This is a genomic window from Corynebacterium aurimucosum ATCC 700975 (genome assembly GCF_000022905.1).
Lineage (GTDB): Bacteria > Actinomycetota > Actinomycetes > Mycobacteriales > Mycobacteriaceae > Corynebacterium > Corynebacterium aurimucosum_F.
In genome coordinates, this window is the sequence record NC_012590.1 from 713,027 (window position 1) to 735,081 (window position 22,055).

Sequence of the window (22,055 nt, forward strand, 5' to 3'; positions counted from 1 at the left end):
CTCCTCTAGTCGATGGGTAGGGAGTGGTCCTGGTCAGTGATGACGTTGATGAGAGCTGGTACGCCGTCTTCGGCGATGGCGCGCAGGGCCCGGGCTACTGCCTCTTGTGCCTGCGAGTCGTCGGTAACGAGCTCACCGTGAGCGCCGAAGCCGCGGGCTACCGCCGCGAAATCTGGGTTCACCAGCTGGGTGCCGGAGACGCGATCAGGGAAGTGCTTCTTCTGGTGATCGCGGATGGTTCCGAACTCGCCATTGGACATGACGATGATGAGGAAGGGCGCGCCGTACTGCAGCGCGGTGGCCAGCTCTTGGCCGTTCATGAGGTATTCGCCGTCCCCGGCAATGGTGACAACGGTGCGCTCCGGGAACTGCAGTTTGGTGGCTACTGCGGCCGGGATGGAATAGCCCATCGAGCCGTTGCGCACGCTGAACTGGGAGGGGTAGACCTGCGAGCGCAGGAATTGTTGGGCCCAGATGCAGTGGTTTCCGGCGCCGAAGGTGTAGATGGGATCCTGCGGCAGCTGTTCGTGGAGTGCTGCGAGGATGGCCTCCATGTGGGCGGTGCCTTCTTTTCCGGGACGGTAGTCCGCTGGCTCGGGGAGAGTGGCGAAGTCGAGGTGGTTCGCGTGCGCGTTATCAAACCACTCGCCACGCTTGTCCTTGCCCTCGATGCTCAAGCGGTCCAGGGTGTTAGCGAAGGCTACGGGGCTCGCCACGATGTGTTCTAGCAGCGCCACGGAGTGGCCGCGGAGGCTGGTATCAGGATTGATCGCGATGTTGCGTGCCTGCGGAGACTGGCGCAGGGTGTAGCCGTCGGTGGGGACGTCACCCAGCACAGCTCCTACCTCGATGACCAGGGAGGCGTCCTCGAGTAGCTGCGCTGCGCGCGGATCACGGCCATATCCGAGCCAGCCGGCGTTGGCGGGGGAGTCGAAAGGCACGCGGTCAGCGGCGCGGAAGTCTTGAATGATCGGGATGCGGTGCTCTTCGGCGAAGCGAGTGATCTTCTCTGCGGCCTCCGGGGTCCAGCGCGGACCGCCGGCAAAAATGAGTGGACGCTCTGCGCGGCTCAGCTCGAGGGAGAGGAGGTCCAGGTGATCGTCGGAAAGCGCGCCTTCCGCAACCGGGATGGGCGGGTGGATGGTGCCCGTGTACTCCTGGTGGAGAATATCCTCCGGCAGGCCCACGATGACGGGGCCGGGGCGGCCCTGCTGGGCTTGGAAGAAAGCTTCGGCCACGACGCGGGAGGCGCGCGAGGGATCATCGAGGACGAAGACCTGCTTGGCCTGGGTGCCGAACCAGGCCTTGGGGTCGAATTCCTGGAAGGACTCGCGGTCGCGGTCGGAGGTGGGGATGAGGCCCACGAAGAGGACGAGCGGGGTGGCATCCTGCCAGGCGGTGTGGATGCCCACGTAGGCGTTGGCCGCCCCGGGCCCGCGGGTGACCATGGCGACGCCCGGTTGGCCGGTAGCCTTGCCGTGGGCTTCGGCCATGTAGGTGGCACCGCCTTCGTGGCGGGTGACGATGGCCTTAACGGAGGAATCGTAGAGGCCGTCGAGGACGGGAAGGAAGCTTTCGCCGGGCACGAGGAAAGCGCGGGTGACGTTGTGCGCGGCGAGGGATTCGGCAATGGCGGCGCCGACGTGTGACATGGAAACCTCCCTGGTGTTGTTGTGGTAGTGGTCTCATTATTCTTTGGTGATGTCATGTTGTCTAATGCCGGGAAAGCTGGAAAGGCATGCCCTGAGGGCATGGTTGGTGGTAAAAGTAGGGAAATGGACATGGTGAAGGCCAAATATTTCCTCGCGGTCGCCGAAGCCGGCACGGTGACTGCCGCTGCGGAACGCCTTGGAATAACGCAGCCGGCTTTAAGCCGGCAGCTGCGGCGTTTTGAAGAGGAGCTGGACCTGGAGCTTTTCATGCGGGCTGGGTCCTCACTAACACTGAGCGATGCAGCGCATGCCCTCATTCCGACCTGCCGCCGCCTCCTCGCCGAATCTGCGCGCGCCGGGCAGGCAGTGGAGGCACTTCGCGCGGGCAGTATCCCGGCACTGCGTGTGGCTGCTACGCCGACGACGATTTCGACTCTGCTTGCGCCCTTTATTGAGGCCGCTGGCCAGACTATCCCTCTGCTCACAACGACCCCGGTCACGCACTACGACGTCTTTGACGCGCTGGAAGGCTCCGCCGACGTGGTGATTGCCACCATCCCGCCAGGCAATGACGTGGCCTCACTGGCTTTGGGCACGATTCCGGTGCGTGCCTGGGTGCCGCCGACGCACCCAATGGCATTGGAGTGTGCGGGTTCGACCAGCGTGGAGGTTAGACGGTTATTGCAAGAAAAGGTGGCTCTGCCCTCGCGGCGCAGCGTGTCCCGCGGGGTGGTGGATTCCTTCGTGGGCACGGCCGGCTGTGCCTTGGGCTCGCATGCCGAGTGCGATGACACCGCAACCTTGAGTGCCTTGGCCCGCTCGGGCCGAGCCGTGGCCCTGATGACAGAGCTGCAGCCTCCGCGGCTGGTGGGCTTCGACGTGGTCGATGGTGAAAAGACCCTGGGCGGGGTGCCGCTGGTCGCGGCCTGGTCCCCGGGGCACTTCGCGGGGCAGGAGATTGCACAGATTGCGCGGCGGTTCCGGAGTTTTATTGAGGGTTCGCTTCGCTAGGGTCTGCTTCTGGGCGCTGGGCGGTGTGCGCTTGGTGTGCGGTGGATAAAACTGCCCCAGTTGCCAAAGTTCTGGCCAGATCTTGAATCAGAAGCGATAACTTTGGCAGCAATGGCAGCTGCGCAGCACTCAGCGGTGAACCGTGTTACCTTGGGGCTTAATCCCCCGGGGGGAAATGACATGAGACATGGCATTGTGCGCGATCTGTCTAAAGGTGTGCTTGCAACTCGCGTGCGCCGAGGAGAAGTAACGCGACTGGCCAAGGGGCTCTATGTCTGGGGCAGGCCCGAGCCATTAGAGCTGTTGAAGCTGCTACAGGAGCACCGGCCATTCCTTAAGGCGACAGGAACAACGGCTGCCCAGGTGCTTCTTGGAGAGACAGTTACTTTTCCACTGAAGCTCGCCAGTGTGGAGAGAATGCCGGCATCGACTTTTTATGTGCACTCGCGGGTGAGCGTCGAAAGCTTTGTTACCTCGTCTGGGATCCGGATTCTTAATCCTCTTGTCGCTATGAAGTCCGTGAGCCCTGAAATGGGGATTCGCGTTTTTGAGTCCATCTATTCCTCGAAAGCCGGACGAGCCCGACTGGATAGTCACCGCGAAGCACTCAATGTTATCCCTGTGGTAAGCCAACGCATGCTGGACCAAGCCGCGCTATTCACCGATTCTGGTGCGGAGGTGAAAGTGGCGAAGGGGCTGAAAAGGCGTGGGCTCAAGGTCGAGTGCAACGTTGTTATCGGTCACTACACCTGGGATATCGTGCTCCCAGAGCTCAAGATCGCGGTAGAAATCAACGGGATGAAATTCCATTCCCAGCAAGAGTCATGGTTGCGGGACCACTGGAAGAACAACGAAGGTGCTCTGATTGGGTGGTTAACGCTGCGCTACACAGGTCATTGCGTGGCTCATCATCTGGACTATGTAATCGACCAGATAGCTAATGCCAGGAATCCGGACTTTGAGAAGCGCTACTTCAAATTCATCGGATTTTGGCACGAGGGAGTGTTGCCGCCCAAACCAAAGCCCTGGGAGTACAGCGAGCATTTGGGGTATCTGCCGCCTGTGCCGCCGGAACCGCCAGACTTTCCGGGGCCACCCAACTGCCCTAGATGACGAAGTTATTGCCAGATCTTGAATCGGAGCCGCGAACTTTGGCAGAACGGACAGTGTGGAGCGTGGTCCTGGCAGCAGGTCGCGGACGCTAGGCAGCAACCAGCCCCTCAACAATGAGCGCCAATGCCGCGCTGATCGCCACGACGATGACAATGCGGTTGAGCACCGTGGCGTTGATGAAACGGTTGAGGTAGCTGGCGGCAATGAGGCCCAGGATGGCTACCGGCAGGTAGGCCGCGGCGGCGGTGAGCTGCAGGCTGGTGATTTGCCCGTTCAAGCCCAAGATTGCCAGCGAGATGGTGGAGCCGATGATGAAGGTGCCCGACAGGGTTCCGCGTATGCGGGCTGGGTCATAGCCTTTAAGCACCAGCGCCATGGGCGGGCCACCGATGGAGGTCGACGTGCCCAGGAATCCGGAAGTAGCGCCCGCGACAGTAATGTTGGTCGTGGTGTGCTTGGGTGACCAGCCGAGGCTGGACAAGGTCATGGCGAAGATGACCGCGCAGCCGATGAATAGGGAGAGCCCGCGGTGGGAGAGGGAGGCAATCGCCCACGCACCCGCGAGCGAGCCGGGGATGCGCGCGATGGAGGAGATAGCCACGATGTCCCACGACACCGCCGAGCGTGACTTGAGCATCGTCGTGGTTGAAATGACGAATGCCAACAGGAGGATGAGCGTGGGAACCAGCTCCGGCTTGATCAGCGCCAAGATAGGGGTGGCGATGGTGCCCAGCCCAAATCCGATGGTGCCCTGGCAGATTGTACCCACGAGGATGAGCACGCCGATGAAGATATAGAGCCAGCCGAACATTGCTCTACTATCTCATGGCGCGATTTAGGAGCGGACGGTGACCTTCTCGTTGGCCGCGATTTCCTCCAAGCGGTCGGCCGAGCACAGGCCCGCCACAATGACGGCGGAGCCGCCCGCAGCCAGTGGTTCAAGGACGGCCCGCTGGAAGGAGGCGCTGTCCGTCCAGCCTTGGGAAAGCACGCGCTCAGCGCCCAACTCGGTGGGGAAAAGCTCCGGTAGCGGGGTAGTGGTGCCATAGAAGTGATCGCCATAAAAGCGCACGGTGGGGCCGAAATCGATGGTGCCCAGTGGCAGCTCGCCGCCGCTTTCGACAACGCCGCGGCCAAAAGGATCCTGGGTGACTAGCACCGTATCGACCAGCGGTGTTGATGCAGAGCCGGCGCCCGCGTCCGCCGCAGCCTTGAGGTAGGCCTCCGGAGAGGTGAAAACCACGGTGATATCGTCGGCGTGCGGCTCGGTAGCGGCCGTACCGTCTGTTACGTCGAAGGGGATGCCGGCGGCTAGCGCCCCAAGCGCAATGACGGCAGCCTGCCAGGACACCGGAAGGTCAATGAGGATACGGGAGCCCGTGTCCGGTTCGAGGTCGAGCTCCTCCAGCAGCATGTTGGCGATCTTGGAGGTCCAGTTCTCCAGCGTTTGCGCCGAGAAGTCCATGCGGGTGCCGTCAGTTTCGTTATAAACACTGAGCCGGGGAGCAGAGGCATCGGCGGACAGGAGATGCTGTAGGAGTTCCATGTCCGCCCATCGTAGGTGGCAGGCGCTCAGCCCGCCACGAACGGCCGGTGACTAGGCCTTTGGGCGCGCGGCGAGCTTCACTCGCGGCACGTTTAGTTGACGCAGCGCGGGCCGTCGCCGCCGGCGTCGATCTCAGGCGAAACCTCCGCGGTACCGAAGTCATCGCCCGGGGTACCTACCTGCTGGGTTTCACCGCCTTGGTCAGGCTCCGCAGCAGCCTCTTCTTCCTGTGCGGAATCATCCTTCGGGCCGGCGTAATCATCAGTGGCCACCACGATGAAGGTATCCGGCTCGAGCTCCTCGTTGGCCGTGACCGGCAGTCCGCCGAGCTGCTCGGCTAGGGCCAGGGCGCGCTCATCGTTAGCATCCGCAGCCACAATCTGGGACTCGGTATACAGGCCCGACTGCGCATTGGCCGTGCGCTCCACGGCGTAGCCCACGTTCTTCAGCCATGCGCCGATTCCGCCGGCCATTCCGTCGACGTTGCCGGCGTTGAGGACGTGCAGATTGAGGTCCTCAGCCACGGGCTTTTCGCCATTGTCGTTGCCCTCGTCCGTGGCGGCATCCTCAGACTTTTCGTCTTCTTCGGCCTTTTCCTGGGACTTGGCCAGATCCTCCATGAAGCGATGTACCTCCGCGGTATCGATGGTCACCACCGATTCGCCATAATCACCCACGCCGGTAATGGAGGTCACCGGGATCGTCGTAAAGGTCACGTTGCCGCCGGCCAGCCCAGCCAGCTGGGTAACGAAGCCCATGATGTCCCAACCGTCATCGATGACCACGGAGCGCTCCACGGCATCGGCGATCTTGTTGAGTTTGCCCGGGGACGTCAACGTGCCCGAGTCCAGCACCTTCGAGGTCAGCGATGCCATGTAAGCCTGCTGGCGCACGATGCGGTCAAGGTCACCGCGCGGGAGATCATAGCGCTGACGCACGAAGGACAGGCCCTCGGAGCCCTGCAAGGTCTGGCGCCCGGCCGGGAACTTGGCGCCCGACATCGGATCATCGACGGCGTCGTTGAGGCAGACGTCGACGCCCCCGACGGCGTCGGTAAGCAGCACGAAGCCCAGCAAACCCACCTCAGCGTAGTGATCAACGCTGACATCAGTGAGTTGGTGCACCATCGAAATGAGACCAGAACGGCCGGCTTCCGTGCTTTCCTTCTCGATCTCCTTGTCCGTGTGAGGTGCCTTCTCGCCCGCTGCCTCAGCCTCCGCGTTGTCCTGCTGCAGCTCCTCCATCTTGGCTAGCTTGTGTTGCGCAAAGACGGCGTTGATCTTCGTGTTACCGAAGTCTTCGTCGTGGACATAGGTATCGCGCGGAATGGATACTGCCGTGGCGCGCGAGCCATCGTTGGGAATACGGATCACCATGATGGTGTCCGTGTTTTCCTCTCCTTCGTCCACGCCGGCATGCAGATCTGCCAGCTCCTGTTCGGAAAGCGGATTGCCCTTGGCATCGGTGCGGGAGTCCTTGCCCACGAGCAAGATATCGACCGCGCCATCGAGACTGTTGTCCTTGAAACCACCCTGGTTACCCAGTGCCAGGTTGGAGGCGGAGGAAATATCATTTCCCAGCTTTCCCACGGTGAAGTAGCCCACGCCAGAGAGCACGAGGACGACGGCCGACAGGAATGCGAGGACGGCTTTCACCGGCGTCGATCCTCGTTGGGCGGTGGGCGCGGACTGCGAGGGCGCGGCCTGGATATGGCGGGCGGCGCGCGGGGAGTTCGGGGAAGTCACGGGACTAGTTTAGGTGAGCTCGCTGCAAAAACGTGAAGCAGTGTCGCGGGCGCGTGCGCGCGCTGGCGTTGGGTACGCTCAAATTCATCGTGAAGAATATACAGAAACCCCTGGCCGTGGTCACCGTGACCTTTTCTCCTGGCCGTTACCTCAGTGATTTCTTGTCATCGCTGCGCTTGGCGACGTCCCTGCCTACCCTCACCATCCTCGCCGATAACGGCTCGACCGATGGGGTGCCGGAAGCTGCCGCGCGGGAGCACGCGGACGTGGAATTCCTCGATACTGGGGGAAACCTTGGCTATGGCGCCGGAATGAATGCCGGCGCGCGTTTCGCTCGAGCGAAAGGCGTCGATGAAGAGTTCTTTCTCATTGCTAACCCGGATGTGACGTTTATCGAAGGTTCTCTGGATGAGCTGATCGCGTGCGCGCGCCGCCACCCAGATGCCGCGGCGGTGGGGCCGCGCATCGTGGAGCCGGATGGCAGTAACTACCCCTCGGCGCGCGCCGTACCGACGCTGCTCACGGGTATCGGCCACGCGCTGTTCGGAACTATTTGGCCTTCCAATCCGTGGTCGCGTGCCTACCGCGATGATGCCGACATGGACAGCGAGCGCCCCGCCGGCTGGCTATCCGGTTCCTGCCTGCTGGTGCGATGGGAGGCTTTTGAGCAGATCGGTGGCTTTGATGAGCGTTACTTCATGTATTTGGAGGACGTGGACTTAGGCGACCGCTTCACTCGCGCCGGCTGGCGGAATATCTTTTGTCCCACGGCGGTGATTACTCACGCCAAGGGCCATTCGACGCAGGCCCATCGCGGCGCGATGCTGCGTGCCCACCATGATTCTGCCTATCGCTTCCAAGCGGATAGGCACCCGCACTGGTACCAAGCGCCACTGCGCGCGGCTTTGTGGCTGGGATTGCGGGTGCGCGGGCTGGTTTTAAGCGCGTGCCGCGACGGCTCCTAGGGCTGGGGCGCTTATACACTAACGGTGGCTTATCTGATAAGAGATTAAGGAACGATATGACTGAATCAGCGCCCCAGTGGGGATCGACGGCCGATGCCGTCATTCTGGTGGGAGGTCGCGGCACTCGTCTGCGCCCGCTGACGATTGGCACGCCGAAGCCGATGTTGCCCACGGCCAACTACCCATTCCTGCAGCACCTGCTTGCGCGTATCAAGGAAGCAGGAATCGAGCACGTGGTGCTCTCTACTTCCTACAAGGCAGAGGTCTTCGAGGAGTACTTCGGGGACGGCTCCGAGCTGGGCCTGGAGATTGAGTACGTGGTGGAGGAGACCGCTCTGGGCACTGGTGGCGGTATCCGCAATGTCTATGACAAGCTGCGCCAGGATACGGTCATGGTGTTCAACGGTGACGTTTTGTCCGGAATGGATCTCAACGGCATTCTCGATACGCACCACTCCAAGGACGCGGACGTGACGATGCACCTGCTCAACGTTGCTGATCCCCGCGCCTTTGGTTGCGTTCCGACGGATTCTGAAGGCCGGGTGACGGCCTTTTTGGAGAAGACCGAGGATCCGCCGACGAACCAGATTAACGCTGGCTGCTACGTGTTCAAGAAGGATGTTATTGAGACCATTCCGGCTGGCCGTGTGGTTTCCGTGGAGCGCGAGACTTTCCCGCAGCTGCTGGAGTCGGGCCGCCTTGTGGTCGGACACGTGGATAATTCCTACTGGCGCGATATGGGCCGTCCGGATGATTTCGTCCGCGGTTCTTCTGATCTGGTGCGTGGTATTGCGCATTCGCCGCTGTTGGTCGGCCGCACGGGTGAGTCCGTGGTGGATGAGTCTGCGGGTATTGCCGGTGGTGTGCTCCTTCTGTCCGGTACGGCGGTGGGCCGCGGTTCCGTCATTGGGGCGGGTTCGCGTTTGGATGGCACGGTGGTCTTCGATGGTGCGACCATTGAGCCGGGTGCCATCATCAACAACTCCATCATTGCCTCGGGTGCCCACATCGGTGCGAATGCGCACATCGATAACTGCGTTATTGGCGAGGGTGCAATCATTGGTGCGCGCTGTGAGCTGCAGGGTGGCATGCGCGTCTTTCCGGGCGTGAGCATTCCGGACGCGGGCGTGCGTTTTAGTTCCGACGCCTAAGCGCTGCAGCGCAGCGGAGTAACGAGATAGGAAAGCGCGGGGGAGCAGGGGTGTCTCTCGGCGCTTTCCTTTTCTTGTGTCCTAGTAACGACGCCGAAGGCTAAGCGATACACGTGGCAGTAACTCGTGGTTTTCGTGGTGCGAATGAGATCCATGTGTTTTGCCGGACTGGGTGGCGACACGCCGAAGAAACCTTGGAATTGTTCACAGGGTAGGTGGCGGGCACTATATGTAGTACCCCCGGCGATCACCCCCCAGCTAGGAGATCTGTGACTGATGTGAAAGTTGGGGACTCTGTACAGCGTTTTCGCTGGAGCGGCTGAAAAATCTCCCGCGACAGGTTGACGATATTTAGTGATTCGGTGTGAAATGACATCAGTGTAATCAACGGCACGGCGGGCGCGGCACCGAGAAGTCTTTTCGGTGTAGGGTCGGTGCCACCGAATTAAGAGAGAAACGACCTCGGAGAAAGGAAGCAGCGTGGACAATACAACGAATAACGGCGCTATTCTCCGTGGCGGTGCTGCTGCAGAGATGTCGCTCGATGAACTCTTTGGTGCCGTCGAGCAGGAGTGGCAAGACCAGGCGCTGTGCGCCCAAACGGATCCGGAAGCATTCTTTCCCGAAAAGGGAGGATCTACCCGCGAAGCTAAGCGCATCTGCCAGGCCTGCGCGGTGCGTGATGAATGCCTCGAGTATGCCCTGGAGCATGATGAGCGCTTCGGAATCTGGGGCGGGCTTTCGGACCGTGAGCGTCGCCGCCTCAAGCGTGAAATTGGTTAAAGCGTAGCGAAACCATGAGCGTATAACCATTACCTCCCCTTTGTTGTTGGGCTTAGAGCTTAATGGCAAGGGGAGTAGTGGTTTTACCAGGTGAAGCGCGGATCGATATCCCCTGGATCGACGTTGAGATAGTTCGCCACCAGCGCGGTGAGCACTGTGGACAGTAGCTCTTCGCGCTCTTGGGCGGAATGCACGCGCTCCTCCACGGGCATGCGGAAGATGACCAAGCGTGCGCGTGTGGGCTGCCCGTCGGAATCGACACCTGCGGGGACAATGCGTCCGAGTGGAACCGGGCCATCGGCAATAACTTCATCCGGCATCACCGTCATATCCACGGATAGGCGCATTCGGGGCACGGTATCGACCGCGAGATCGAGCCCCGTGAGCTGTTCCGCGAAGGCATTGTGGATGGGGGCGTAGGCTTCCAATACGGCCATGTCGAAGCGCTCAGCGCTGCTGCGGTAGCGCGGCGTGTTGTGGGGGAGTAGAGGCCCGCGTGCACCGCGGCCATGGCGGTGGCGGGCCGGGCGAATATGCGGGCGGGGCGTGCTCATGCGGCTTAGTTTAAGCGGCCCGGAACAGGGCTTGCGGCGGGACGCGCCGCGCTGGACTATCTAAATCTCAAGTTAGGGTTTAGACTTGGGCCCGTGAATAGCTCTCGCCATTGCTCCCGCCCCGGCTGCGGCCGTCCCGCCGTGGCGACGTTGACCTACGCCTACGCGCAGCAAACCGCCGTCGTGGGCCCGCTCTCCGAAGAAACCGATCCCCACGCCTGGGACCTGTGCGAAAAGCACAGCGCCCGCATCACCGCCCCGCAGGGCTGGGAGATGGTGCGTGTTGACCGCATTGAGCTTGATGAGGATGACGACCTCACAGCGCTCGCCGAAGCCGTCCGGGAGGCCGGGCGCGTGACCACTGGCTTGGTGGATGATTCCACTGCTGGATCCGGTGCCGATCCTATTGACTATTCCGCCACCTTCGACGGTGCTGATCCGCGTAACTCAAACCACCCTGTGTTCCGGACTCGCCGAGTGCATGATGCCCGCCAGCGTCGCCGCGCGCACCTGACCGTGGTTCCGGACGCAGAGTAGCCACTCGGGCGCTTTCTAGCCCGTCGGACACTGACTGGTCCGTCCGACGGGGGTATGCTTGTGGGCTATGCGAACTCGTGAACAGCTCAATGCAGTGATCAAGGCCTATGACGTCCGTGGTGTTGTGGGCGAAGACATCGACGAAAACCTCGTGCGCGATACTGGTGCGGCCTACGCCGCCATCCTTCGCGGGGAAGGGGAGACCACCGTGGCGGTGGGCCATGACATGCGTCCATCCTCCCCGTCGCTGGCCGCTGCTTTTGCGGAGGGCGCTGCTGCGCAGGGTCTCAACGTCATTCAGCTCGGCTTGACCTCGACCGATGAGCTGTATTTCGCTGCCGGCCACCTGAATTGTGCGGGCGCTATGTTCACCGCCTCTCACAACCCGGCCAAGTACAACGGCATCAAGCTGTGCCGCGCGGGTGCTGTTCCGGTGGGACAGGAGACCGGTCTGGAGCAGATCAAGGACATGCTGATTGACGGCACCCCGGCTTTCGATGGCGAGCCGGGCACCGTGACCGAGCGCGAGGTTCTGCCGGACTATGCGGCATTCCTGCGCGGCCTGGTGCCGCTGGAGAACTCCCGCCCACTGGTCGTGGCTGTCGACGCCGCGAACGGCATGGGTGGGCACACCGTCCCGGCAGTGTTCGAAGGCCTGCCTTTCGACGTCCGTGATCTCTACTTTGAGCTGGACGGTACCTTCCCTAACCACGAGGCCAACCCGCTGGATCCGAAGAACCTGGTGGACCTGCAGAAGTTCACCGTTGAGCAGAAGGCGGATATCGGCCTTGCCTTCGACGGTGATGCGGATCGCTGCTTCGTGGTGGATGAGAAGGGCCAGCCGGTGCCGCCTTCCGCTATTTGTGCGCTGGTGGCGGAGCGCTACCTGGACAAGTTCCCGGGTTCCACGGTGATTCATAACCTGATTACGTCGAAGACTGTTCCGGAGCTCATCGCGGAAAAGGGCGGCAAGGCCGTTCGTACCCGCGTGGGCCATTCCTTCATCAAGGCTCAGATGGCTAAGGAGAAGGCGGTCTTTGGCGGCGAGCACTCCGCGCACTACTACTTCCAGGAGTTCTGGAATGCGGACTCTGGCATGCTCGCGGCCATGCATGTGCTGGCTGCTCTGGGTGAGCAGGACAAGCCGCTGAGTGAGCTTATGGCGCAGTACTCGCGCTACGAGGCTTCGGGTGAGATCAACTCCACTGTGGATGACCAGAAGGCTACGACGCAGCGCGTGTTGGATGAGCTGGCGGACAAGATTGAGTCCGTCGACGAGCTCGATGGCGTGACCGTACAGCTGAAGGGCACCGATGCGTGGTTCAACGTTCGCGCCTCTAACACCGAGCCGCTGCTGCGCCTCAACGTTGAGGCCAAAACTGCCGAAGAGGTGCAGGCCATCGTCGACGAGGTGCTTGCCATCATCCGCGCCTAGCGTGAAGGCATGTGCCTTCACACGAAGGCCTTGAGACTTGAGGTGAAAACTGCCCTATCTGACGATTTCCCCCGCGTTCATTGCGGCGGGAGCGATAACTTCGTCAGATAGGGCAGTTGTAGTTGGGGAAGACCCAGCTTGGCCGTGGAGGCTGGGCTGAGGGGCTGGGCCATGGGGCCCCGCCTTGAAACAGCGGACTAGCCGCGCGAGTGGTTGACCATCTCTTCCCACTCGACGAACTTCTTGCGCTCGCGGCCCTCGGCCTCACCCAGTGCGCGCTCGGCGGCGTCGAGCTTCTTCCAGCCCTCCCAGGTCAGGTGCTCCAGGCCCTTGGACTCGAAGAGCTCGACGATGTCCTCCTCGCGGGAGTGGGAGAGGTTGCCTGCTTCGGCGTCGGCAAGCAGCATGCCGATGGTCTCCGTGGCATCGGACTTGGTGTTGCCGATAAGGCCCACCGGACCGCGCTTAATCCAGCCGGTGGTGTAGAGGCCCGGCACGACCTCACCGTCGAGGTCAACGACGTGGCCGCCGTCGTTATTGATGACGTTCTTCTGCTTATTGAAGGGCACGCCCTCGATGGCATCAGAGCGGTAGCCCACGGCCAGGTAGACGGCCTGGGCCGGCCACTCGGTGAACTTGCCGGTGCCGGAGACGGAGCCATCGCCGTTGAGTGCGGTGCGCTCGGTCTTCACGGCGGTAACCTTGCCGTTTTCACCGATGAACTCCACCGGCTGCTCGAAGAGGTGAATCTGCAGGGTGTGCGGGGCATCCTTGGGCTCGCGGATGGCGTAGCCTTCCAGAGTCTGGCACACCAGGTCGCAGGACTTGGCCTCTTCACGGGCTTTGAGGGAGGCCTCGTCGTAGTCGATGTCCTCTGGGTCCACCACCACGTTGATGGTCGGGGAGTGGTCGAGCTCCTTGAGCTCCAGCGGGGTGAACTTGGCCTGCGCCGGACCGCGGCGGCCGAAGACGCGGACGGTGGTGGCCTGGTTCTTGGCCAGGGACTCGTAGACGTTGTCAGGAATCTCGGTAGATTCCTTGAGTTCATCGCCGGTCTTGGCCAGGATGCGGGCCACGTCCAGGCCCACGTTACCCACGCCGATCACCGCGACGTCGGTAGCGGAAAGATCCCAGGAGCGCTCGAAACGAGGGTTGCCGTCGTAGAAGCCAACGAACTCGCCGGCGCCATGAATTCCTTCGAGGTCAGAGCCGGGGATCTGCATGCCTAGGTCGCCGACGGCGCCGGTGGCGAAGACGATGGCGTCGTAGTACTCCTCGAGCTCGGAGACGGTGACATCGCGGCCCACGTTGATGTTGGACAGGAGGCGAATCTGCTCGGTGTCGAGCACACGGTGCAGGGAGTTGATGATTCCCTTAATGCGCGGGTGGTCCGGAGCCACGCCGTAGCGGATGAGCCCGAAGGGGGCAGGCATCTGCTCGATGAGATCGATCTGAACGTTGCCGCCGGTTTTCTTCACCAGGATGTCGGAGGCGTAGATGCCGGCTGGGCCGGCGCCGATGACGGCTACTTTCAGGGGCTGCTGGGTCATGATGGCCTTTCGGAATGTTGTAGTAACTAACGAAAGCTTAGGTCTAAACAAGCGTGGGTTTCATTGAACCGGCTTGTCTGCTGTAGGGCAACTGGGCCTAATTACATTCGGAGAACATTGTGGCATAAACCCAGCGTGCTTTGCATATTTGAGAGGAAATAAAAAAGACTGCTTTGTCTGTTTTAGCTAGACCGGTAGGTTTTCACTAACCGACGAAAGGCAGCAGATTATGACCACCGCGACGAAGCGACCAGCCCGCGCAAAGAAGCCAGAAGGCCAGTGGAAGATTGATGGCACCGCGCCGCTGAACTCCGACGAGAAGATCAAGCAGGCCGACGATGCCCTAGCAGTGCGCCAGCGCGTTATCGATATCTACTCCAAACAGGGATTTTGCTCGATTCCCGCAGAGGACCTTGCCCCACGTTTCAAGTGGTTGGGCCTGTATACCCAGCGCAACCAGAACCTGGGCGGTGAGATGACCTCCAAGCTCAGCAACGCCGAGCTGCAGGATGAATACTTCATGATGCGCGTGCGCTTCGACGGAGGCCGCGCGGATCCCGCTAAGCTGCGCGCGGTGGGAGAGATTTCGCGCGATTATGCGCGTTCTACCGCGGACTTTACGGACCGCCAGAACATCCAGCTGCATTGGATTCAGATTGAAGATGTCCCCGCCATCTGGGAGAAGCTGCGCTCCGTGGGGCTAGATACTCTACTGGGCTGCGGCGACGTCCCCCGTGTCATCCTGGGCTCACCGGTAGCGGGAGTGGCTGCTGACGAAATTATCGACGCCACCCCGGCCATCGAGGAGATCAAGAATGACTACCTCCTGCGCGATGAATTCCATAACCTTCCGCGCAAGTTCAAGTCCGCCATCTCCGGCAATGTGCGTCAGGACGTGACCCACGAGATCCAGGATGTCGCCTTCGTTGGTACGGAGCATCCCGAATATGGCCCGGGTTTCGATTGCTTCGTGGGCGGAGGTCTGTCCACCAACCCGATGCTCTCGCAATCCCTCGGCGCGTGGATCCCGCTCGAGCGCGTCCCAGAGGTGTGGGCTGGAGTCGCACGCATCTTCCGCGACTATGGCTTCCGCCGCAACCGCAACCGTGCGCGCCTGAAGTTCCTGGTGGCGCAGTGGGGCATTGAGAAATTCCGAAAGGTACTGGAAGAGGAATACCTCGACGCGCCGCTTCTCGACGGCCTCCCGCTTCCCGTCGCTCCCGGCAACCGCGACCATCTCGGCGTGCACCGCCAGCAGGACGGAAAGTTTTACGTGGGCGTCAAGCCCACCGTCGGGCATGCCACCGGCGAGCAGCTCATCGCCATTGCGGACGTGGCCGAGAAGTTCGGCATCAGCCGCATCCGTACGACGCCGATGAAGGAGCTGCTCTTCCTCGACGTGGAAGAAGAGGACATCCCTGCGCTGTCGCGCGCCCTGGATGAGACGGGCCTGTACTCCCAGCCCTCGGAATTCCGTCGCGGCGTCATCTCCTGCACCGGCCTGGAATTTTGTAAGCTCGCGCACGTGACCACCAAGGCCCGCGCCATCGAGCTCGTCGACATCCTGGAAGATACCCTCGGTGACCTCGACGTCCCGGTGTCCATCGCCCTCAACGGCTGCCCCAATGCCTGCGCGCGCTCGCAGGTATCGGATATTGGCCTCAAGGGACAGATTGTCACTGATGCTGACGGCAACCGCGTCGAAGGTTTCCAGGTCCACCTTGGCGGCGCTCTCGGTCTCTCCCCGGACTGGGGTCGCAAGCTGCGCGGACACAAGGTGGTGGCGGATGAGGTTCCGGACTATGTCATTCGCTTGGTCAACAGGTATAAGGAGCAGCGCGAAGACGGCGAGCAGTTCCGCCACTGGGTCCTGCGCGCGGACGAGGAGGACCTGCAGTGAATTTCCGCCGTCAGCCTAACCCGAACCGTAACCACCCAGCTTTTTGCCCCTACTGCGCTGGGACAAACCTATTTCCAGATGAGGAAGATGATTTTGCCTGGAAGTGCGAAGAATGCCTCCGCATCTTTTCCGTACGCTTCCACGGCCAAGACGATGCCCCAGTAGCGCCCGCGCCGGCGGTCTCCTCCGCGGAGGCGCTGCAGCGCTCTCTCGCTCGCCGCGGCCATTCCACCGCGAAAACTCAGGATTAAGGAAACCCACCATGACCGCCCCGACCGCTACCACTGCATTACTAACCCTGTCACACGGCTCACGCCACCCCGAAGCTGCAGCAAACGTTATGGCGCTGACCCATGCCGCTGGTGAGCTTGCTGGTGTGCTGGCCACCGCCGCACACTTAGAATTCAATGACCCGCCACTCGATGAGGCGGCGCGCTGCCTAGCAGCGCAAGGAATACGTGAGGCGGTCGTTGTGCCTTTGCTTTTTACTGAGGGCTACCACCAGCGCATCGACGTTCCTGAGGCTTTGGCCCAGGCTTCTGCGGCGTCCGGAGTGCGCCTTCATCAAGCCCGTGGACTCGGTACCGGCGAGGACATGGCGCGTCTGCTGGCAGAGCGAGTTCCAGAGGGAACAGATACCGTTGTCCTCTATTCTGTCGGCTCCTCCGATGAGCGTGCCAACGCCGCTGTCGCTGATCTAGCGCGACGCGTCGGCGAGCTGGCCGGTTGCACGGCGAAGGTTGCCTACGCCACGCGCGGTGAGCGCCAGCCCGTTGAGCCAGATGGCAATCAGGAGGTCGTCGTGCCACTCTTTGTGAGCCCCGGCCTGCTTTTAGATCGCCTCGACGAGGAGGCGGAGCACGGCGGCAGGGAGCCCCGGCAGGTTCTCCCTCCGCTGGGTAAGGCGCTCGCCGGCATTGTTTCCCACCGATATTCGGAGGTGGCCCGTGCGTAGCCTCATTCTCATCGCGATCGCGGGTGCCGCCGCGCAGCTTGTCGACGGCGGCATTGGCATGGGCTTCGGCGTTACCTCCACCACCATCCTGCTACTGGCGGGATTGGGGCCCGCGACGGCCTCCGCCGTGGTGCACACATCGGAGCTAGGCACCACCTTGGTCTCCGGAATTAGCCACTGGCGTTTTGGCAACGTGCATTGGCCCACGGTGCTCAAGCTCGGTGTGCCGGGAGGCCTGTCGGCCTTCATCGGAGCGACGATTCTGTCTAATCTCTCGCTCGAGGCCGCCGAACCCGTGACCTCCGCGATTCTCTTAGTCCTAGGCATCAACCTCGTCTGGCGCTTCTCGCGCCCACGGAGCAGCACATCGCAGGAGACTCGACAGCACTCCACTCCCTTCCTCGCGGGGCTTGGCGTGGTGGGAGGCTTTGTCGATGCTTCGGGCGGCGGTGGCTGGGGCCCGATTTCCACCTCGACGCTCATGACGGTCGGCCGTGAGCAGCCGCGGCGCATTGTCGGCACTGTCAACACCGCAGAATTCCTCGTCACTTTTGGTGCCACGGCGGGCTTCATCGTTGGCCTCTGGGAGGAGATCGTGGCTAATGCCGCGGCGGTCGTGGCGTTGCTCATCGGCGGGGTGATCACCGCACCGATTGCAGCCTGGCTCATCTCGCGCATCAACCCTACGCTCCTTGGAGGCTTCGTGGGCACAGCTATCGTGACGCTCAACATTCCTAAGGCACTAGGGTGGGCGCTAGCGCAGCAGCAGATCCTTCTGCTGCAGGTCGCTGCGCTGGTCCTCGGAGTTGCTCTCACGGTATGGGCGAACCAACGCCGGGCTCGATCCGCGCAGGGCGAGGAAGGGGATAGCACTTCGCAGCAGCGCACTGGCAGCCGTGTCGTTGAAACGACGGAGCCGACTGGCCGCGAGGGCGCCCATGCAGGCAGCTCCGCGGAATCGGAGGAAGAGCGCGTCAGAGTTGACTAGAACTCGGGGCTAGAGCCCGGCAACCTCACCGATGACGATGACCGCTGGGGGTGCCACCGAGTTCTCTTCCATCGTGGTCCCTAGCTCAGCAAGCTCGCACTGGAATGCTCGCTCACCATCGAGGGAGCCTTCCTGAATGATGCGCACGGGGGTGTGGGGGGAGAGGGAGGCGTCGATCAGTGCGGCGGCGATGGCGGCCGCGTTCTTGACACCCATGATGACGGACAACGTAGCCCCAGATTGCGCCAGTGCTGTCCAATCCACCAAAGACTTGGGATGGCCTGGCGGCAGGTGTCCGGAGACCACCGTGAAGGCATGGACGACGCCGCGGTGCGTCACCGGCGTCCCCGCCAGTGCGGGCACCGCGACCGCCGAAGTCACCCCGGGGACGACTTCCACCGGGATGCCTGCCGCAGTGAGTGCAGTGAGTTCTTCGAAACCACGCCCAAACACATAAGGGTCCCCACCTTTGAGGCGGACCACGCGGCGCCCCTGGCGGGCGTTGTCAACCAAAATCTCGTTGATGCGCTCCTGGGCCACCTGGGCGCGGTAGGGGATCTTGGAGACGTCGATAAGCTCCTTGGCGTCAATATCGCACAGCTTATCCAGCTGGGCGGTGGGGCCGAGGTGATCTGCCACGATGACCTCAGCATCCTGCAGCGCCCGCATGCCACGCACGGTGATCAGATCCCACGCGCCAGGGCCGCCGCCGACAAGGACTACCGGATGAATGCTCATGGCGACTAATCCTAGCTATGCTCGGGCCTATGACTTCCTATGACCCCGAAACCGTGGGCTTCTTTGACATCGCCCACGAAGGCGCCCAGGCGCGCGTGGTGGCTGCATCCGTGCCGGAGCTTGCTCGCGTGCTTGGCGGACTGCGCCCGCGCAGCGTCGTCGTCCTCGCGGCGGACCAAGTTTCCCGCGCTGCCGCTTACGTTGCTGTGGGCCTAGGAGAACCCGCTGAAGTCCCCATCATGGTCAGCGAATCACTGCCGCGCTTTACTGGTGCACTCGATGTTGTGGTGGTGGCGGGGGATAGCCCGTGGGCGGAGCGCGCGCTGCATACTGCTGCGCGCCGGGGTGCCACGACAGTCCTTCTCAATGAGATCGAGGATGCTCCCGAAGACACCATCGTTATAGACACTTTGCCCACTGCCGAAGGGGTCTCCCCGGTGCGCGTGATTACAGCTGTGCACGCGGTGTACGCGGTGTTGAGCGAAGACCCAGTGCTGGTCTCCCGCCGGCTGGAAGACATCGCCGATGCCGTGGACCGCGAGCTGGAAGCGCTGTCCCCGCGGCGCGATTCCACGACGAACCCTGGGCGCGCATTACGTGAATTCGTAGAGGGCGGACGAGTCATCCACAGCTGTGGGCCCGATCCTTATGCGCTGTCGGAGGAGCGCACGCGCGTGCACCTCGGCGCGCTTGTTGCCCGCATGGCTGGTGCGCTGTGGGCAGCCCACGGGCTGGGAGGGACCGTTGTTGATGCGGAAGGCTTAGGGCCGATTCTGCAGACAGACCCGACTGACATCTTCTATGACCCGTTTGAAGCGGAAGAGCCTTTGGTACCCTTGAGAATTGTTTTATGGGGACAGGAAGAGGCGAACCTTCCCCACTCTTTCGCAGCGGCGAGCGCCGACACCTCCTGTGGGGAATTGGCCCGCGCGCTGCAGCTGATTACGCGCAGTTATGCCGCGACCGCCTACGACGTGAAATAGAGGATTTCAATGAAGTTGCTCACCAGCGCTGCCCGCAATTATTCGTGGGGTTCGCGCACGCTTATCCCGACGCTGCTCGGCGAGCCGGAAGCCCACAGCCCGGTAGCAGAGCTGTGGTTCGGTGCGCATCCGGCTGACCCTTCAACGATTGGGGAGGAGAAGCTGGATGAGATCATCGCGGCCGACCCCCAAGGGCAGCTGGGGCAGCGGGTGGCTGACAAGTACGGCGCCGGCCTGCCCTTCTTGCTGAAGATTCTGGCGGCCGCCGAGCCGCTGTCGCTGCAGGCACACCCTTCGAAGCAGCAGGCCGAGGAAGGCTTCGCCCGCGAGAACGCGGCGGGAATCGACCTCACGGCGTCAAACCGCAACTACAAGGATGACAACCACAAACCGGAGCTCATCGTGGCGCTCACGGAGTTCTACGCCATGGCGGGATTCCGCCCCCTAGCGCAGACCCGCAGCCTGTTTGCGGCCTTGGAATGCGAAGAGCTGGCTCACTACGAGGGCATGCTCGACACCGATCCCGCCGCTGAAGGCGACAGCCTCCGCGCGCTGTTTACCACGTGGATTACGATCCCGGGTGCCAAGCGCAAGGAGCTAATCAGCGCGGTGGTAGCGGCGGGCGAGCGCCTGCGCAACACCCAGGCAGGTGAGCCGTGGATGGCCACCGTGATGGGTACCGTGGCCAAGCTCAATGAACAGTACCCGGGTGATATCGGCGTTCTGGGAGCGCTTCTACTCAACCACATTATTTTGCAGCCGGGTGAGGCGATTTACCTCGACGCCGGGCAGCTGCATGCCTATGTCTCCGGCTTAGGCGTGGAGATCATGGCCAACTCAGATAACGTGCTGCGCGGCGGCTTGACCCCGAAGTTCGTTGATGTTCCTGAACTGGTCAAGGTCCTCACCTACGAGGCGGCTAAAGACCCGCGCGTGGACCTGGTGGATGCCTCCGAAACCGGAAATGTTCAGGGCGCTAAGGCATGGTCATATCCGGTACCGATTGAGGAATTCTTGCTGGACCGTGTGGAGCTTTCCGGCGAGGAGAGCGTCGAGGTCGACAGCGATGGCCCGATGATTCTGCTGTGTACCTCTGGCTCAGCTGCGTTGAGCAATGCGGAGGGAGAGAGCCTCAACTTAAGCGCGGGCCACGCTGCGTGGATCCCTGCCAGTGACCCGGCTGCCACCGTCCGCGGTGCCGGTGCCGAGGGCACTGAGGTATTCATCGCCCGCGTCTAAGCCCGCGGCGGGGCGGTAAGCATTAAAACTGCAGAGCTGCCCAGGCTTTGCTTGCGCCTGGGCAGCTGTGGGGGAATCTAAGCGGACTCGGTGAACGCCGGTTTGGCAGTTGGCTCGGGGGAGCTTTCAGCTGGAGCAATGGCGGTGGGGGTTGCTGCAGAAGGCTCCTCGGCAACGGGGGCATCATCCGTCGGTGCCGCCGGGGTGGGAGCCTCGTTGCTTCGGTGAGTGTCGGTTTCGCGCCCCGGAGCTTTCACACCATTGCCGCCTTGTGGGGCGGTTCCTTCCCAGGGCTTCTTGCCAGCTTCGCGGGGTTCTGCGGGATCCTTCTGCTTCTCATCAGGTACGGGAGCCTCGTGGGTGAACCCAGCTGGCCGCGGATTGAAGGATTTAGGGGAGTCAGAAGGTTCTTCAGATCGCGGGGGAGCGGGTTCCCCAGGCTGCGGCTGAGGTTGCCCGGAGGACTGCGGGCTGGCGTGGTGGTCCTCCGTTGGGCTTTCCTGCGGAACGACGGTCGGTGATTCCGGCGTGGTCGGCGGCTGCGTCGGCTCTGAGCTTGGCTGAGGAGAGCCCGGTGCTGGCGACTCCGGGGCCGTCGTAACGGAACCCTCGGACGGCGGCGCAGTGGGAGCCGTGCTGAGCGGCGCTTGTGGGTACTGCGTGTTCGGCGTTACCTGCGGCTGTTGGTTCTGCAGCGAGGAGACATTGTCAGGGCGGTAGACAGCCGTGGGCGCAGCTGGTTCCGTGCGGTCCACTACGGCATTCGGTGCCAAGTACGGATCCTCCGCGGGTGCGGCCACCTGAGTCTGGGACTGCTTGGAGCGCGTCGAGGTCGGGGAGGCCGTGGTGGTGTAGGAGTGCGTTGCCGAAGATGACGTGGCCGGAGCGCTCGACGCAGCGGTGGCGGCGGAGGGCTTGGAGACCACGGAATCTGGCGCGCTCATGCGCCACACTGCGATGCCAACGGCGACGGCACACAGGAGGCCTGCCACGACGAAAGCCACAATGCGGCGAGGGGTGCTCGTCATGCGGGGCGCTCTCCTTCCTACCCAAATTGCTGCGCAAGAGCCTGCTCAAATGTCACAAGACGGTAACAACGATAACACGAAACTGAGGATAGTAAATGGGCTGGGCAATAATCCCCATGCATTTCTTATGCAAGCCGGTATTCGGAGCGCTGTAGAAGGAGAGAGATGTGAACGAGGAAGGA

21 protein-coding genes are annotated in these 22,055 nt (G+C 62.2%); 13 read left to right on the top strand and 8 right to left on the bottom strand.

Annotated features, from left to right (window positions below; genetic code table 11):
- Window positions 1-5: 5 nt before the first annotated feature.
- On the bottom strand, window positions 6-1,652 hold the full coding sequence (locus tag CAURI_RS03460; protein ID WP_010189226.1) for a thiamine pyrophosphate-dependent enzyme: 1,647 nt from the start codon (window positions 1,650-1,652) through the stop codon (window positions 6-8).
- Between the two features lie 129 nt (window positions 1,653-1,781).
- On the opposite strand from CAURI_RS03460, the gene CAURI_RS03465 reads away from it, so the two are divergent.
- Together CAURI_RS03465 and CAURI_RS03470 are read left to right on the top strand one after the other, a co-directional pair.
- The gene (locus CAURI_RS03465; RefSeq protein WP_162010153.1) at window positions 1,782-2,663 is read left to right on the top strand and encodes a LysR family transcriptional regulator; all 882 of its coding nucleotides are present in this window, start codon (window positions 1,782-1,784) and stop codon (window positions 2,661-2,663) included.
- A gap of 195 nt (window positions 2,664-2,858) precedes the next feature.
- On the top strand, window positions 2,859-3,776 hold the full coding sequence (locus CAURI_RS03470; RefSeq protein WP_157860604.1) for an endonuclease domain-containing protein: 918 nt from the start codon (window positions 2,859-2,861) through the stop codon (window positions 3,774-3,776).
- A gap of 88 nt (window positions 3,777-3,864) precedes the next feature.
- Here CAURI_RS03470 and CAURI_RS03475 read toward each other — a convergent pair whose 3' ends face one another.
- The 3 genes from CAURI_RS03475 to CAURI_RS03485 form a co-directional block, all read right to left on the bottom strand.
- Window positions 3,865-4,587 (bottom strand): sulfite exporter TauE/SafE family protein, encoded by a 723-nt coding sequence (locus CAURI_RS03475; RefSeq protein ID WP_010189223.1) that lies wholly within the window; start codon window positions 4,585-4,587, stop codon window positions 3,865-3,867.
- 24 nt (window positions 4,588-4,611) lie between these two features.
- Window positions 4,612-5,322 (bottom strand): TIGR03089 family protein, encoded by a 711-nt coding sequence (locus tag CAURI_RS03480; protein ID WP_010189222.1) that lies wholly within the window; start codon window positions 5,320-5,322, stop codon window positions 4,612-4,614.
- Window positions 5,323-5,414: 92 nt separating this feature from the next.
- On the bottom strand, window positions 5,415-7,067 hold the full coding sequence (locus CAURI_RS03485) for an LCP family protein (protein ID WP_029158937.1): 1,653 nt from the start codon (window positions 7,065-7,067) through the stop codon (window positions 5,415-5,417).
- Between the two features lie 89 nt (window positions 7,068-7,156).
- Here CAURI_RS03485 and CAURI_RS03490 point away from each other — a divergent pair, with 89 nt between their 5' ends.
- The 3 genes from CAURI_RS03490 to CAURI_RS03500 all read left to right on the top strand — a co-directional run bounded on the left by CAURI_RS03490 (window position 7,157) and on the right by CAURI_RS03500 (window position 9,966).
- Complete coding sequence (locus tag CAURI_RS03490) at window positions 7,157-8,032, top strand: glycosyltransferase family 2 protein (protein ID WP_049754624.1); 876 nt, start codon at window positions 7,157-7,159, stop codon at window positions 8,030-8,032.
- Window positions 8,033-8,088: 56 nt separating this feature from the next.
- Window positions 8,089-9,183, top strand: a complete 1,095-nt coding sequence (gene manB / locus CAURI_RS03495; RefSeq protein ID WP_010189217.1) for a mannose-1-phosphate guanylyltransferase — start codon at window positions 8,089-8,091, stop codon at window positions 9,181-9,183.
- A 534-nt stretch (window positions 9,184-9,717) separates the two neighbouring features.
- Window positions 9,718-9,966 carry a WhiB family transcriptional regulator gene (locus CAURI_RS03500; protein ID WP_005528147.1) on the top strand — a complete coding sequence of 83 codons (249 nt, stop codon included), beginning with the start codon at window positions 9,718-9,720 and terminating at the stop codon, window positions 9,964-9,966.
- Between the two features lie 83 nt (window positions 9,967-10,049).
- Here the strand turns inward: CAURI_RS03500 and CAURI_RS03505 are convergent, their stop codons facing one another.
- Window positions 10,050-10,520 (bottom strand): metallopeptidase family protein, encoded by a 471-nt coding sequence (locus tag CAURI_RS03505; protein ID WP_010189212.1) that lies wholly within the window; start codon window positions 10,518-10,520, stop codon window positions 10,050-10,052.
- A gap of 93 nt (window positions 10,521-10,613) precedes the next feature.
- Here CAURI_RS03505 and CAURI_RS03510 point away from each other — a divergent pair, with 93 nt between their 5' ends.
- Together CAURI_RS03510 and CAURI_RS03515 are read left to right on the top strand one after the other, a co-directional pair.
- Window positions 10,614-11,057 carry a DUF3499 domain-containing protein gene (locus CAURI_RS03510; RefSeq protein WP_012714896.1) on the top strand — a complete coding sequence of 148 codons (444 nt, stop codon included), beginning with the start codon at window positions 10,614-10,616 and terminating at the stop codon, window positions 11,055-11,057.
- Window positions 11,058-11,124: 67 nt separating this feature from the next.
- Window positions 11,125-12,492 carry a phosphomannomutase/phosphoglucomutase gene (locus CAURI_RS03515; protein WP_010189210.1) on the top strand — a complete coding sequence of 456 codons (1,368 nt, stop codon included), beginning with the start codon at window positions 11,125-11,127 and terminating at the stop codon, window positions 12,490-12,492.
- 197 nt (window positions 12,493-12,689) lie between these two features.
- Here CAURI_RS03515 and CAURI_RS03520 read toward each other — a convergent pair whose 3' ends face one another.
- Window positions 12,690-14,042, bottom strand: a complete 1,353-nt coding sequence (locus CAURI_RS03520; RefSeq protein ID WP_012714897.1) for an FAD-dependent oxidoreductase — start codon at window positions 14,040-14,042, stop codon at window positions 12,690-12,692.
- A gap of 229 nt (window positions 14,043-14,271) precedes the next feature.
- Between CAURI_RS03520 and CAURI_RS03525 the strand changes: the two genes are divergently transcribed.
- Genes CAURI_RS03525 through CAURI_RS03540 form a run of 4 tightly spaced genes read left to right on the top strand, consistent with a single transcriptional unit; the run spans window position 14,272 to window position 17,885 of the window.
- Window positions 14,272-15,942 (top strand): nitrite/sulfite reductase, encoded by a 1,671-nt coding sequence (locus tag CAURI_RS03525; protein ID WP_010189208.1) that lies wholly within the window; start codon window positions 14,272-14,274, stop codon window positions 15,940-15,942.
- Entirely contained in the window at window positions 15,939-16,193 is a 255-nt protein-coding gene (locus tag CAURI_RS03530; RefSeq protein ID WP_010189207.1) for a hypothetical protein, read from the top strand. The genes CAURI_RS03525 and CAURI_RS03530 overlap by 4 nt, the downstream gene beginning before the upstream one ends.
- A gap of 11 nt (window positions 16,194-16,204) precedes the next feature.
- Window positions 16,205-16,897, top strand: coding sequence for a sirohydrochlorin chelatase (locus CAURI_RS03535; RefSeq protein WP_010189206.1), 693 nt, complete (start codon window positions 16,205-16,207; stop codon window positions 16,895-16,897).
- Complete coding sequence (locus tag CAURI_RS03540) at window positions 16,890-17,885, top strand: sulfite exporter TauE/SafE family protein (protein ID WP_010189205.1); 996 nt, start codon at window positions 16,890-16,892, stop codon at window positions 17,883-17,885. The genes CAURI_RS03535 and CAURI_RS03540 overlap by 8 nt, the downstream gene beginning before the upstream one ends.
- A 9-nt stretch (window positions 17,886-17,894) precedes the next feature.
- Here the strand turns inward: CAURI_RS03540 and cobA are convergent, their stop codons facing one another.
- Complete coding sequence (gene cobA / locus CAURI_RS03545) at window positions 17,895-18,623, bottom strand: uroporphyrinogen-III C-methyltransferase (RefSeq protein ID WP_010189203.1); 729 nt, start codon at window positions 18,621-18,623, stop codon at window positions 17,895-17,897.
- Window positions 18,624-18,652: 29 nt separating this feature from the next.
- Here cobA and CAURI_RS03550 point away from each other — a divergent pair, with 29 nt between their 5' ends.
- Complete coding sequence (locus CAURI_RS03550) at window positions 18,653-19,606, top strand: hypothetical protein (protein ID WP_010189201.1); 954 nt, start codon at window positions 18,653-18,655, stop codon at window positions 19,604-19,606.
- Between the two features lie 9 nt (window positions 19,607-19,615).
- A complete protein-coding gene (gene manA, locus CAURI_RS03555) occupies window positions 19,616-20,845 on the top strand; it encodes a mannose-6-phosphate isomerase, class I (RefSeq protein WP_010189199.1) in 1,230 nt (409 codons plus the stop codon).
- 77 nt (window positions 20,846-20,922) lie between these two features.
- On the opposite strand, the gene CAURI_RS03560 is transcribed toward manA, so the two are convergent.
- Window positions 20,923-21,873: a DNA-directed RNA polymerase II gene (locus CAURI_RS03560; protein WP_010189198.1), complete on the bottom strand. Its 951-nt coding sequence runs from the start codon at window positions 21,871-21,873 to the stop codon at window positions 20,923-20,925.
- Between the last annotated feature and the right edge of the window lie 182 nt (window positions 21,874-22,055).

Coding starts and splice junctions, on each gene's coding strand:
- CAURI_RS03460 (WP_010189226.1), bottom strand. CDS start 1,652: ATGTCACACGTCGGCGCCGCCATTGCCGAATCCCTCGCCGCGCACAAC.
- CAURI_RS03465 (WP_162010153.1), top strand. CDS start 1,782: ATGGTGAAGGCCAAATATTTCCTCGCGGTCGCCGAAGCCGGCACGGTG.
- CAURI_RS03475 (WP_010189223.1), bottom strand. CDS start 4,587: ATGTTCGGCTGGCTCTATATCTTCATCGGCGTGCTCATCCTCGTGGGT.
- CAURI_RS03480 (WP_010189222.1), bottom strand. CDS start 5,322: ATGGAACTCCTACAGCATCTCCTGTCCGCCGATGCCTCTGCTCCCCGG.
- manB (WP_010189217.1), top strand. CDS start 8,089: ATGACTGAATCAGCGCCCCAGTGGGGATCGACGGCCGATGCCGTCATT.
- CAURI_RS03500 (WP_005528147.1), top strand. CDS start 9,718: ATGTCGCTCGATGAACTCTTTGGTGCCGTCGAGCAGGAGTGGCAAGAC.
- CAURI_RS03505 (WP_010189212.1), bottom strand. CDS start 10,520: ATGAGCACGCCCCGCCCGCATATTCGCCCGGCCCGCCACCGCCATGGC.
- CAURI_RS03515 (WP_010189210.1), top strand. CDS start 11,125: ATGCGAACTCGTGAACAGCTCAATGCAGTGATCAAGGCCTATGACGTC.
- CAURI_RS03520 (WP_012714897.1), bottom strand. CDS start 14,042: ATGACCCAGCAGCCCCTGAAAGTAGCCGTCATCGGCGCCGGCCCAGCC.
- CAURI_RS03525 (WP_010189208.1), top strand. CDS start 14,272: ATGACCACCGCGACGAAGCGACCAGCCCGCGCAAAGAAGCCAGAAGGC.
- CAURI_RS03535 (WP_010189206.1), top strand. CDS start 16,205: ATGACCGCCCCGACCGCTACCACTGCATTACTAACCCTGTCACACGGC.
- cobA (WP_010189203.1), bottom strand. CDS start 18,623: ATGAGCATTCATCCGGTAGTCCTTGTCGGCGGCGGCCCTGGCGCGTGG.
- CAURI_RS03550 (WP_010189201.1), top strand. CDS start 18,653: ATGACTTCCTATGACCCCGAAACCGTGGGCTTCTTTGACATCGCCCAC.
- manA (WP_010189199.1), top strand. CDS start 19,616: ATGAAGTTGCTCACCAGCGCTGCCCGCAATTATTCGTGGGGTTCGCGC.
- CAURI_RS03560 (WP_010189198.1), bottom strand. CDS start 21,873: ATGACGAGCACCCCTCGCCGCATTGTGGCTTTCGTCGTGGCAGGCCTC.